Below are 11,861 nucleotides of genomic sequence, written 5' to 3'. Positions count from 1 at the left end.
GGCCGGGTTCATCGGCGGTCGTCCCTTCCGGGGTCGGGGTGGGTGGCCCACTCCAGGAGGCCGATGAAGGCGCGGTTGAGGAGCGCCGAGTCCGCGGGCCGCAGCGGGCGCTGGGCCATCAGCAGGGCCTGTCCGTACAGCGACTCGGTGGCGGTGCCGATCAGGTCCGGATCACTGAGCGAACTGATCCTGCGGATCAGCGGGTTGAGATGGTTGAGGACCAGCCGCGCGCGCGGGGTGCTGCCGCGCAGCGAGCCGAGAATGCCCGCCCACAGGTCGTCCGCCTGCTCCTCGGCTTCCGCGCGCGCCTGCTCGTGGCGGGCCGCCCGGTCGTCCAGATGCAGGGCGGGCACCGACAAGGGGTGGAAGGCGCGCAGGACCACATCGCAGTTCAGCGGGTCGAGCCGGGCCCGCGCGGCCCCCAGGAAGGCCGACAGGGCCAGCTCCTCGGCCGGGTCCACGGTGTCCAGGTGAGCCGTCACGGTGTCCGCGTCCAGCTCCGAGACGACCGTCCCCGGGCGCACGGCCGGCAACGCCTCGATCAGCTCGCTGTCGTACGTGTAGCCGCCGTTGACGACCCCGACGCCCTGCGCGGAGGCGATCGGCGCGACCTGCCGGTACTCCTCCACGGTCCGCGTGAAGTGCACCACCGGGTGCCGCTGCGCGAACTCCTCCAGGGACAGGCGTCCGTCGGTCGTCTCGAAGGGCAGCCACGGCAGCATCGTGCGCAGCATCTCCGCGTCGTGCCGCGCCAGCGACTTCACGCCCAGGTGGTGCACCGACAGGAACGCGGCCAGCCGCTCCGGATCGCCCGCCGCGAGGCCCGTCAGCCATGATCGGATGCGCTCGCCCAGTGCCTCCCGTACGGCGGCGAGGGTCTCGTCCTCGTACAGCGACTCGCGCGAGGCGGTGGGCCGCAGACTGTCCGTGTCGAGGACGCAGCGCACGAAGAACGCCCAGTCGGGCAGCAGCTGTTCGGCCCGCTCGGTGAGCAGCATGCCCTTCAGGTGCACGCGATGGCTCGCGCGCTGGGCGGGACTGACCGCCGACGGCAGGACGTAGGCCACGCCCCGGACGCCGGCGAGCGGCACGTCCAGGTCGATCGAGTCCAGCGGAGTGAAGCCGAACAGGTCGTGGCAGTGCCGGGCCAGGGCGACCCTTCGGCCGGCGGGACTCGGATAGGGCCGGTCCCAGGGCGCGGGAAGGTCCGCGATCGGTTCGTCGCCGACCCGCACGTCGTACGGCAGCAGCGCGCCGAAGTCGCGCGCCAGCGACCGGACCCGCTCCTCGCTCAGCCACTCGGCGGCCCCGGCGCGCGCCACCAGGTGCACGGTGGTGCCGGGTTCGGCGCGCGCCTCGTGCGGCAGGGTGCGCACGGTGTACGAGCCGTCGTCGGCCGCCGTCCACTCGACGGGCGCCGCGTCGGGCGTCCGCGCGCTGCGGCTGACCACCCGGATGCGCTCGGCGACGACGAAACACGCCAGCAACCCGATGCCGAACTGGCCGAGGAAGTCCGAACGCGCCGACTCCAGGCCGTCGTTCCGCTTGGAACTGCGGCCGATCGTGGCCAGCAGGCTGTGCACGTCGGACTCGGTGAGCCCGACGCCGGAGTCCTCCACGCGCAGGGCGCCGCCCTCGGCGCACAGGCGCACCGTGGCAGGGGCGTCCGGCTGCTCGGCGCGCCGCGCGGTGATCGCGTCGACGGCGTTCTGCAGCAGTTCGCGCAGATAGACCTTGGGGCTGGAGTAGAGGTGATGGGAGAGCAGGTCGACCAGACCGCGCAGGTCGACCTGGAACGTATGGGGTGGCGGGGAGGCCTGGGACGGCTGTGAGGTCTGGGAGTCCATCGTCGCTGCGCCGGTGGGTGGGGGGACGGGCGACGGCGCGGGGTCGGGCGGTCCCGGGGGACGGTGACCGCGAAGAGGGCCGGAGCGCGTCATCCTAGGCCCGGAACGAGCCGTCTGACCAGCGGATTTGCAGGACGTATACGGCAATGTCAGTGCTGTGGTGTGCAATGGATCTCGTGCCCGTGCTCGAAGAACCACTGAAGAAGGCGCTCGGTCCCGCCACCGCGAAGGTGATGGCCGAGCATCTCGGCCTGCACACCGTCGGCGACCTGCTGCACCACTATCCCCGCAGATACGAGGAGCGCGGGCAGCTCACGCACCTAGCCGACCTGCCGATGGACGAGCACGTGACGGTGGTCGCCCAGGTCGCCGACGCGCGCCTGCACACCTTCGCCTCCTCCAAGGCGCCCCGCGGCAAGGGCCAGCGCCTCGAAGTCACCATCACGGACGGCAGCGGCCGCCTCCAGCTGGTCTTCTTCGGGCATGGCGTGCACAAGCCCCACAAGGACCTGCTGCCCGGCACCCGCGCGATGTTCTCCGGCAAGGTCTCCGTCTTCAACCGCCGCCTCCAGCTCGCCCACCCGGCCTACGAACTGCTGCGCGGCGAGGGCGACGAGGCCGCGGAGAGCGTCGACAGCTGGGCGGGCGCCCTCATCCCGATCTACCCGGCCACCGCCAAGCTGGAGTCCTGGAAGATCGCCAAGTCCGTGCAGACGGTGCTGCCGAACGCCCAGGAGGCGGTCGACCCCCTCCCGGACTCGCTGCGGGACGGCCGCGGCCTGGTCACGCTCCCCGAGGCCCTCCTCAAGATCCACCGTCCGCACACCAAGGCGGACATCCACGACGCCCGCGCACGCCTCAAGTGGGACGAGGCCTTCGTCCTCCAGGTCGCCCTGGCCCGCCGCCGCCACGCCGACGCCCAGCTCCCCGCCGTCGCCCGCGTCCCCCGCCCCGACGGCCTGCTGACGGCCTTCGACGCCAAGCTCCCCTTCACCCTCACCGAGGGCCAGCGGAAGGTCTCCAAGGAGATCTTCGACGGCCTCGCCACCGAGCACCCGATGCACCGGCTGCTCCAGGGAGAGGTCGGAAGCGGGAAGACAATGGTGGCCCTGCGCGCCATGCTCGCCGTGGTCGACGCCGGTGGGCAGGCCGCGATGCTCGCGCCCACCGAAGTGCTCGCCCAGCAGCACCACCGGTCGGTCACCGAGATGATGGGCGAGCTGGCCGAGGGCGGCATGCTCGGCGGGGCCGAGCACTCGACGAAGGTCGTGCTGCTCACCGGCTCCATGGGGGCGGCGGGCCGACGGCAGGCGCTGCTCGACCTGGTCACCGGCGAGGCCGGGATCGTGATCGGCACGCACGCGCTGATCGAGGACAAGGTGCAGTTCCACGACCTGGGCCTGGTCGTGGTCGACGAGCAGCACCGCTTCGGTGTCGAGCAGCGCGACGCCCTGCGCGGCAAGGGCAAGCAGCCCCCGCACCTGCTGGTCATGACCGCGACGCCCATCCCGCGCACGGTCGCCATGACGGTCTTCGGCGACCTGGAGACCTCCGTGCTCGACCAGCTCCCCGCGGGGCGCTCCCCGATCGCCAGCCATGTCGTCCCGGCCGCGGACAAACCGCACTTCCTCACGCGCGCCTGGGAGCGCGTGCGCGAGGAAGTGGAGAACGGCCATCAGGCGTACGTGGTCTGCCCCCGCATCGGTGACGAGGACGACGACCCGAAGAAGGGCGCCAAGAAGAAGTCCCCCGAGGACGAGGCCGAGAAGCGTCCGCCGCTGGCCGTCCTCGACGTCGCCGCCCAGCTCGCCAAGGGCCCCCTGCAGGGGCTCAAGATCGAAGTCCTGCACGGCCGTATGCATCCCGACGACAAGGACGCCGTCATGCGCCGCTTCGCCGCGGGCGAGACGCACGTCCTGGTCGCGACGACCGTGATCGAGGTCGGGGTGAACGTCCCGAACGCCACCGCCATGGTGATCATGGACGCCGACCGGTTCGGCGTCTCCCAGCTCCACCAGCTGCGCGGCCGCGTCGGACGCGGCTCCGCCGCCGGACTCTGCCTCCTGGTCTCCGAGATGCCCGAGGCGAGTCCGGCCCGCCAGCGGCTGAACGCGGTGGCCTCGACCCTGGACGGCTTCGAGCTCTCCCGCATCGACCTCGAACAGCGCCGCGAGGGCGACGTCCTCGGCCAGGCCCAGTCCGGCGTCCGCTCCTCCCTGCGCATGCTCGCCGTCATCGACGACGAGGAGATCATTGCGGAGGCCCGCGAGGAGGCCACCGCGGTCGTCGCCGCGGACCCGGACCTCCAGGGTCTCCCCGGTCTGCGCACCGCCCTGGACGCCCTCCTGGACGAGGAACGCGAGCAGTACCTGGACAAGGGCTGAGCGGCGGAGCCCGGCCGGCGGCTGAGAGACTGGGAGGAACCGACACACCCCCAGCGCAAAGGACCCTCATGACCCGCGTGATCGCCGGCCGCGCCGGCGGACGCCGTCTGGCCGTCCCGCCGGGCACCGGCACCCGCCCCACCTCCGACCGGGCGCGCGAGGGCCTCTTCTCCACCTGGCAGTCCCTGCTCGGCGGCCCGCTGGAGGGCGAGCGCGTGCTCGACCTCTACGCCGGCTCGGGCGCCGTCGGTCTGGAGGCGCTCAGCCGCGGCGCCGGACACACCCTGCTCGTCGAGGCGGACGCCCGCGCGGCCAAGGTCATCCGCGACAACGTGAAGTCGCTCGGCCTGCCGGGCGCCGAGGTCAGATCGGGCAAAGCGGAGCAGATCGTCCGGACGGCGGCGCCCCAGGCACCGTACGACCTGGTCTTCCTGGACCCTCCGTACGCCGTCTCGGACGACGATCTTCGCGAGATTCTGCTCACACTCCGGACCGGGGGCTGGCTCGCGGACGATGCGCTCGTCACCGTGGAGCGCAGCACCAGAGGCGGTGAATTCGGCTGGCCGGACGGTTTCGAGGCCGTCAGGGCCCGTCGTTACGGCGAGGGCACGTTTTGGTACGGTCGCGCCGCCTCAACGTGCGAAGACGCACGATGACCGGACCGGAGAGCGAGGGACAACTGTTGCGCCGCGCCGTCTGTCCGGGGTCATTCGACCCCATCACCAATGGACATCTCGACATCATCGCCCGCGCCTCCCGGCTGTACGACGTCGTGCACGTCGTGGTGATGATCAACCAGTCGAAGAAGGGCCTGTTCACGGTCGACGAGCGGATCGAGCTGATCCGCGAGGTCACGGCCGAGTTCGGCAACGTCCAGGTCGAGGCCTACCACGGCCTCCTCGTCGACTACTGCAAGCAGCGGGACATCCCGGCCATCGTCAAGGGCCTGCGCGCGGTCAGCGACTTCGACTACGAACTCCAGATGGCCCAGATGAACAACGGCCTCTCGGGTGTCGAGACCCTGTTCATCCCGACCAGCCCCACCTACAGCTTCCTCTCCTCCTCCCTGGTGAAGGAAGTCGCGACATGGGGCGGCGACATCTCCCACCTGGTGCCGCCGGTGGTGCTGGAGTCGCTCAAGGAGCGGCTGGGCCAGGACTGAACCCCTGACAGCCCGTCACCCGGTGTCGGGCGGGGCAGGAGTGGTCGTACAGTCGACCCGTCCGTCTCCATCACAGCTGTAGAGAGTGGCGAGCACACGGTGGACGTGCAGAAGAAGCTCGACGAGATCGTCGCTACGGTCGGCGGTGCCCGTTCCATGCCCATGTCGGCCTCGTGCGTGGTCAACCGCGCCGAGCTGCTCTCGATGCTGGAAGAGGTACGCCAGGCGCTGCCCGGATCCCTCGCCCAGGCGCAGGAGCTGATCGGCGGCCGCGAGCAGATGGTCGAGCAGGCCCGTCAGGAGGCCGAGCGGATCATCGAGACCGCGCACGCCGAGCGCGGCTCCCTGATCTCCGACACCGAGGTCGCCCGCCGCTCGCAGAACGAGGCGGACCGCATCCTCGCCGAGTCCCGCCAGGAGGCCGAGGAGATCCGCGCGGAGGCCGACGACTACGTCGACTCCAAGCTCGCCAACTTCGAGGTCGTCCTCACCAAGACCCTCGGCTCCGTAGGCCGCGGCCGCGAGAAGCTCCTCGGCACCGGCCCGGGCGTCGACGAGCAGGGGTACGAGGACGAGGACGCCCCCGAGCGCAGCCACGACCCGGAGACCCTGCGCCGCAACGCCGACGAATACGTCGACGTGAAGCTCGGCGCCTTCGAGGCGGTGCTCGCCAAGACCCTGGAGGCCGTCGGCCGCGGCCGGCAGAAGCTGCACGGCCGGATCGCCAGCGACGACCTCGGCGACCTGAGCGCGTTCGGGGACGACGGAACGCCCGGCATGCACACCAGCGACTCCGACTATCTGGCCGGCCTCGCGGAGCTCGCCGAAGCCCCGGAGCAGCCCACCCAGGCCCCGGAGGCGGCGCCTCAGCCGTCCTACGGACAGCAGCAGGAGGCGTACGCCTACCAGCAGCAGGCCGATCCGTACGGCTACCAGCAGCAGTACGCCCAGCAGCAGGCCGATCCGTACGGCTACCAGCAGGCCGACCCGTACGCGGCCTATCAGCAGCAGGGCTACGACCAGCAGCCGGCGTACGACCAGAACCAGCAGCAGGCCTACGCCCAGCAGCAGGCCCACGCCATGGACCAGCAGGGGCAGTCCCTCGACGAGACCAGCCTCTTCGACACCAGCATGATCAGCGCGGAGCAGCTGAGGGCGTACGAGCAGGGGCGCGGCGGCCACTGACCACGGGGTCAGGAGGGGCGCGCATCCGCGGGCGGGACCGGGGGCGCGCACCGGATTGGGCCGTGAGCGAAAGGTCCAGTATCCTGGCTCTTCGGTCGCGTGTACGTCCGCGATCAGCGCTGCCCGAGGGAGACCGAGGGCGGCGTCCCTTGAGTTCGAAGATCGAAAGCAGGAATGGCTCTGAACGCCCGCCTCGACCACCGCAATCCTCTCGTGTTCGACACACACGAGCTGGGGCGGCGTCCTGGCGCGCTCCAGCGCCTGACCCGCACGATCGACGCTCCGAGGGATCTCGGTATCCAGGGTGTCATCGGAGTGCCGGAAGGCGCCCCGGTGGAGCTCGAACTCCGCCTGGAGTCGGTCATGGACGGGGTGCTTGTCACAGGCACCGCCCGTGCATCGGCCAAGGGGGAGTGCGTAAGGTGTCTGGAGCCGCTTGAGCAGGTGCTCGACGCGGACTTCCAGGAGATGTTCTCGTACCCTGACGCCGACGACCGGGGCCGCCCCAAGGCGGAGCCGGTCGACGACGCCGAGGAAGACGAGGACACTCTCTTTCTCGAGGACGGCTTGTTCGACCTCGAACCCGTGCTGCGTGACGCGGTGGTGCTTTCACTGCCGATGCAGCCGGTGTGCCAGGACGACTGCCCCGGCCTGTGCTCCCAGTGCGGAGCCCGGCTCGCGGACGACCCGGACCACCACCATGACGCCGTCGACATCCGTTGGGCGGCACTGCAGGGACTCGCCGGTTCACTCGAAGATGGCGAGAAGGACGATATGGGCGGCGGCGCGCTTCCATCAGCGCACGCCGACGAGAAGCAGGAGAAGTAGCCGTGGCTGTTCCGAAGCGGAAGATGTCGCGCAGCAACACGCGCCACCGCCGGTCGCAGTGGAAGGCTGCGGTCCCCACCCTGGTTGCGTGCGAGCGCTGCCACGAGCCCAAGCTGCAGCACATCGCGTGCCCGGCTTGCGGCACCTATAACAAGCGCCAGGTCCTCGAGGTCTGAGCGGCTGGTGAGAGGTCTGATGTCTGACGCCAAGGCGGATACAAACGCCAAGAAAAAGGCGGACAACACAGCCTCGTCCCACACGCTTCTGGAAGGGCGGCTCGGCTACAAGCTCGAGTCCGCCCTTCTGGTGCGTGCGCTGACCCATCGTTCCTACGCGTACGAGAACGGCGGTCTGCCGACCAACGAGCGTCTGGAGTTCCTCGGGGACTCCGTATTGGGCCTCGTGGTCACGGACACGCTGTACCGCACCCACCCCGACCTGCCCGAAGGCCAGCTGGCCAAGTTGCGGGCCGCGGTGGTCAATTCTCGTGCGCTGGCGGAAGTGGGCCGCGGCCTCGAACTCGGCTCCTTCATCCGGCTCGGCCGGGGCGAGGAAGGCACGGGAGGCCGGGACAAGGCGTCCATCCTCGCCGACACCCTTGAAGCGGTGATCGGCGCCGTCTATCTCGACCAGGGTCTGGAAGCGGCGGGCGAACTCGTCCACCGGCTCTTCGATCCGCTGATCGAGAAGTCCTCGAATCTGGGTGCCGGCCTGGACTGGAAGACCAGTCTCCAGGAACTCACGGCGACCGAGGGGCTCGGAGTACCCGAGTACCTGGTCTCGGAGACCGGACCGGACCACGAGAAGACCTTTACTGCTGCCGCCCGCGTCGGAGGCGTCTCGTACGGCACCGGCACCGGCCGCAGCAAGAAGGAGGCTGAGCAGCAGGCCGCGGAGTCCGCGTGGCGTGCCATCCGCTCAGCCGCGGACGAACGCGCGAAGTCGGCCCAGGCCGCCGAACAGGCGGCTCGTGCCGCCCAGCAGGCGGCTCAGGACGTCGAGGGGACCGCCGACACCCCCTCGACGCCGACCACCGACACGGCCACGGCCTGAATCCTTCACCCGAAGTACCGCGGTACCGGACCCCGTCGCAGCGCACCCGCGCCGCGGCGGGGTCCGCGCGTTGCCGCGGACCCGGCGGGACGGGACCGGACTCGGGACCGGACTCGGGACCGGGCCGGACTGGGGACCGGACCGTACTCGGGGAGGGGGAACTCATCGGCCGCGGAGCCCTCTTCGAGCGATGTACCCTTCCCGCATCGCCCCCTCAGCCCGCCCCTCCGGAGGAGTCCCGTGCCCGAGTTGCCCGAGGTCGAAGTCGTGCGGCGGGGCCTGGAGCGCTGGGTCACCGGGCGGGTCGTGAAGACCGTCGAGGTGCGCCATCCGCGGGCCGTGCGGCGGCACTTGGCGGGACCGGACGGCTTCGCGAAGTCGCTGGCCGGGCAGCGGATCGGTGAGGCGATGCGCCGCGGCAAGTACCTGTGGCTGCCGCTCGACGACTCCCCGTACTCCGTGCTCGCGCACCTCGGCATGAGCGGCCAGCTCCTCGTGCAGCCGGAGGACGCCACGGACGAGAAGCACCTGCGCATCCGTATCCGCTTCGAGGACGCCCTGGGCACCGAGCTGCGCTTCGTCGACCAGCGCACCTTCGGCGGGCTGTCACTGCACGAGAACACCCCGGACGGCCTTCCCGACGTCATCGCGCACATCGCCCGCGACCCGCTCGACCCCCTCTTCGACGACGCCGCGTTCCACACGGCCCTGCGCGCCCGCCGTACGACGGTCAAACGCGCGCTGCTCGACCAGTCGCTGATCAGCGGCGTCGGAAACATCTACGCGGACGAGGCGCTCTGGCGCTCCAAGCTGCACTACGAACGCCCGACCGGGACCATGACCCGGCCGCGCACCGCCGAACTCCTCGGCCACATCCGCGACGTCATGAACGACGCGCTCTCCGCGGGCGGCACGAGTTTCGACAGCCTGTACGTCAACGTCAACGGTGAGTCGGGCTACTTCGACCGCTCGCTCGACGCCTACGGGCGCGAGGGCGAGCCCTGCCGTCGCTGCGGGACGCCGATGCGCCGACGGGCCTGGATGAACCGCTCCAGCTACTTCTGCCCGCGCTGCCAGCGGGCCCCCCGCCCGGGAGTCTGACCGCCCAGGCCCCGCGGGAGTCCCACTCCCTAGACCTCGCGTTGCGCCTCGCGCGTCTCGTCGTAGCGCCCGCGGGCCTCCAGGACGTCGTCCATGTGGCCCTCGACGAACGAGATGAGGGTCCGCAGCCGCTCGGCGACCTCGCGGCCGAGCGGCGTGAGGGTGTAGTCGACGCGCGGCGGGTTCGTGGGCTGTGCGTCGCGGTGGACCAGACCGTCGCGCTCCAGCGCGTGCAGGGTCTGGGACAGCATCTTCTCGCTGACGCCGTCGACCCGGCGGCGCAGTTCGTTGAACCGGAACGTGCCGTCGTACAGCGCTCCCAGCGTGAGCGAGCCCCAGCGACCGGTGACGTGCTCCAGCGTGCCCCGGGAGGGGCAGCTGCGGGCGAACACGTTGTACGCGAGGTCCTTGCCGCCGACGCACGCGGTGTTCTCGTCGCGGTCGGCGCGCTCCGTGGTCCGTACGGGGGATTCCATACGAACAGCATACTCAGGCGCAGCGCTACCCGGGAGGTTGCGCTAACTTCTGGTTAGTGCTTTCCTTTCGGTATCGCCGGTGAGCAGTGCATACGTCGCTGCCCCGTTTCCGTCTCCTGAGGAGTACGTACCGTGACGACCCCTGTTGTCTCCATCGCCTACCACTCCGGCTACGGCCACACCGCGGTTCTCGCGGAGGCCGTGCGCTCCGGTGCGCTCGATGCAGGTGCCCAGGTGCACCTGATCAAGGTCGACGAGATCACCGACGCGCAGTGGGAGCAGCTCGACGCCTCGGACGCCGTCGTCTTCGGTTCGCCGACGTACATGGGCACCGCGTCCGGTGCCTTCCATGTCTTCGCCGAGGCGTCCTCGAAGCGCTGGTTCGGGCAGGACTGGAAGGACAAGCTCGCCGCCGGCTTCACCAACTCCGGTTCCAAGAGCGGCGACAAGCTGCACACCCTCCAGTTCTTCCAGATCCTCGCCGCGCAGCACGGCATGAACTGGGTCAACCTCGGTCTGCACCCGGGCTGGAACAACAGCGCCGGCTCCGAGCACGACCTCAACCGCCTCGGCGTCTTCGCCGGTGCCGCCGCCCAGACCAACGTCGACGAGGGTCCCGAGGCCGTCCACAAGGCCGACATCGCCACCGCCGAGCACCTCGGCCGCCGGATCGCGGAGGCGGCCCGGGTCTTCGCCCTGGGGCGCGCGGCCGTGGCCCAGGTGGCCGCGTAGAGGTCCGCTGCGCGGTCACCGGCCCCGCACGCGCCGACCGGGCGCCGTCGCGCACCCTCGCGAACGACGACAGAGCCGCGGCCACCGATTCCCGGTGACCGCGGCTCTGCCGTCGCCTCGACGCGCGGGCCGCCCGGCCCCCGGACCGGCGTTCCGCTCGATGGCCCGGCTCTGATTCTGAGTACGCGTACCCATGTGCGGCACCCGCGGAGTCGGCATGCTGGGCCGCGTGCGATCGGCGGACCGGCGACCGCGGACCTAACGGGGTGGGTATGGAGCGCGGGAATGAACCGTCGACAGGCGAGCAGGTGATGATCAGCGTGCTGCTGCCCGGCGTCGACCTGTTGGTCATCGCCTGGCTGCTGTACGGCTGGGCCGGTCTCTGACAAGCGGCTGCGTAAGCGATCAACGCTGCGCTGCGACCTGCGAATCAGCCGTCGATGGTTGTCGGCGTTGGCCGTCGTTGCGTACCTTCCGACGGCCTCAAGACGGCCCGGAGGATGCTCGACGAGCGGAAAGGTGACGGCCCCTCGGCGCCAGAGCCCCGCTTTCGGAGCGAGGTTGGGCGGTCCGTTCTGGGGCCCGTCGATGATCAGTGGTCGAACGTCGGCTTCTTGAGGTATCCGAGGGTGATGAGTCCCGCTCCGATGAGTGCGACTGTCCTGGAGGAGAACACGGCGGCTACCAGCAATAGAGCGCCGGCCCCCCAGACCCTCGGGTTCTCGACATTGCGCTGTAGCCATCGGCCGGGTACTCGTCCGAGTGCTAGCGCGTACATGCCGATGGTGGTGCCCAAGACCAGGAGCACAATCCCCGCGCACCACAAACCCAGCACTATGATCAACATAGCCAGTGCCACGTTCTTTCCCCCTCACAAGGCCGCGCCCTGACGGCCGGAGGCAGTGTGACACAGGGGCGAAAGGCTGACGGCGTGAGCCCTGCGGAAACGCGATGACTTAGCCGCCCCAGCAGGTCCGCAGCCGTAGGCCCGCGAAGGCCCTGGTCGACGTCCCGTACGGAATCCGGCTCGACCGCACGCTGTCTCACGATGCGCGCGAATACGCCCACGCCGGATCTCGGTCTCCGACGTGTG

11 protein-coding genes are annotated in these 11,861 nt (G+C 70.4%); 9 read left to right on the top strand and 2 right to left on the bottom strand.

All coding sequences use genetic code 11. The features are described from left to right. Window positions 1-8: 8 nt before the first annotated feature. Window positions 9-1,847 carry an HSP90 family protein gene (locus OOK38_RS05325; RefSeq protein WP_266763159.1) on the bottom strand — a complete coding sequence of 613 codons (1,839 nt, stop codon included), beginning with the start codon at window positions 1,845-1,847 and terminating at the stop codon, window positions 9-11. Window positions 1,848-2,014: 167 nt separating this feature from the next. On the opposite strand from OOK38_RS05325, the gene recG reads away from it, so the two are divergent. The 8 genes from recG (at window position 2,015) to mutM (ending at window position 9,560) form a co-directional block, all read left to right on the top strand. Next, the gene (gene recG / locus OOK38_RS05320; protein WP_266763160.1) at window positions 2,015-4,231 is read left to right on the top strand and encodes an ATP-dependent DNA helicase RecG; all 2,217 of its coding nucleotides are present in this window, start codon (window positions 2,015-2,017) and stop codon (window positions 4,229-4,231) included. A 29-nt stretch (window positions 4,232-4,260) separates the two neighbouring features. Further along, on the top strand, window positions 4,261-4,887 hold the full coding sequence (gene rsmD / locus OOK38_RS05315; protein ID WP_266765869.1) for a 16S rRNA (guanine(966)-N(2))-methyltransferase RsmD: 627 nt from the start codon (window positions 4,261-4,263) through the stop codon (window positions 4,885-4,887). A 26-nt stretch (window positions 4,888-4,913) separates the two neighbouring features. Then, window positions 4,914-5,393 (top strand): pantetheine-phosphate adenylyltransferase, encoded by a 480-nt coding sequence (coaD, locus tag OOK38_RS05310; protein ID WP_266765870.1) that lies wholly within the window; start codon window positions 4,914-4,916, stop codon window positions 5,391-5,393. Window positions 5,394-5,492: 99 nt separating this feature from the next. Then, the gene (locus tag OOK38_RS05305; protein WP_266763161.1) at window positions 5,493-6,578 is read left to right on the top strand and encodes an ATP synthase F0 subunit B; all 1,086 of its coding nucleotides are present in this window, start codon (window positions 5,493-5,495) and stop codon (window positions 6,576-6,578) included. Between the two features lie 174 nt (window positions 6,579-6,752). Then, the gene (locus tag OOK38_RS05300; protein WP_266763162.1) at window positions 6,753-7,406 is read left to right on the top strand and encodes a DUF177 domain-containing protein; all 654 of its coding nucleotides are present in this window, start codon (window positions 6,753-6,755) and stop codon (window positions 7,404-7,406) included. Between the two features lie 2 nt (window positions 7,407-7,408). After that, window positions 7,409-7,582 carry a 50S ribosomal protein L32 gene (gene rpmF / locus OOK38_RS05295; protein ID WP_006139588.1) on the top strand — a complete coding sequence of 58 codons (174 nt, stop codon included), beginning with the start codon at window positions 7,409-7,411 and terminating at the stop codon, window positions 7,580-7,582. Window positions 7,583-7,601: 19 nt separating this feature from the next. After that, window positions 7,602-8,459, top strand: coding sequence for a ribonuclease III (gene rnc / locus OOK38_RS05290; protein ID WP_266763163.1), 858 nt, complete (start codon window positions 7,602-7,604; stop codon window positions 8,457-8,459). 240 nt (window positions 8,460-8,699) lie between these two features. Further along, window positions 8,700-9,560: a bifunctional DNA-formamidopyrimidine glycosylase/DNA-(apurinic or apyrimidinic site) lyase gene (gene mutM / locus OOK38_RS05285; RefSeq protein ID WP_266763164.1), complete on the top strand. Its 861-nt coding sequence runs from the start codon at window positions 8,700-8,702 to the stop codon at window positions 9,558-9,560. A 29-nt stretch (window positions 9,561-9,589) separates the two neighbouring features. On the opposite strand, the gene OOK38_RS05280 is transcribed toward mutM, so the two are convergent. Further along, entirely contained in the window at window positions 9,590-10,036 is a 447-nt protein-coding gene (locus OOK38_RS05280) for a helix-turn-helix domain-containing protein (RefSeq protein ID WP_266763165.1), read from the bottom strand. Between the two features lie 132 nt (window positions 10,037-10,168). Here OOK38_RS05280 and OOK38_RS05275 point away from each other — a divergent pair, with 132 nt between their 5' ends. Further along, on the top strand, window positions 10,169-10,768 hold the full coding sequence (locus tag OOK38_RS05275) for a flavodoxin family protein (RefSeq protein ID WP_266763166.1): 600 nt from the start codon (window positions 10,169-10,171) through the stop codon (window positions 10,766-10,768). Window positions 10,769-11,861: the final 1,093 nt, after the last annotated feature.

Origin of the sequence: Streptomyces sp. NBC_00568 (assembly GCF_026341855.1) — a bacterium.
Lineage (GTDB): Bacteria > Actinomycetota > Actinomycetes > Streptomycetales > Streptomycetaceae > Streptomyces.
This window is presented reverse-complemented; position numbering and strand designations above follow the sequence as displayed.

Bases quoted from the DNA above. Each gene is read 5' to 3' on its own strand.
- OOK38_RS05300 (WP_266763162.1), top strand. From the start codon at position 6,753: ATGGCTCTGAACGCCCGCCTCGACCACCGCAATCCTCTCGTGTTCGAC.
- recG (WP_266763160.1), top strand. From the start codon at position 2,015: ATGGATCTCGTGCCCGTGCTCGAAGAACCACTGAAGAAGGCGCTCGGT.
- OOK38_RS05280 (WP_266763165.1), bottom strand. From the start codon at position 10,036: ATGGAATCCCCCGTACGGACCACGGAGCGCGCCGACCGCGACGAGAAC.
- rnc (WP_266763163.1), top strand. From the start codon at position 7,602: ATGTCTGACGCCAAGGCGGATACAAACGCCAAGAAAAAGGCGGACAAC.
- OOK38_RS05325 (WP_266763159.1), bottom strand. From the start codon at position 1,847: ATGGACTCCCAGACCTCACAGCCGTCCCAGGCCTCCCCGCCACCCCAT.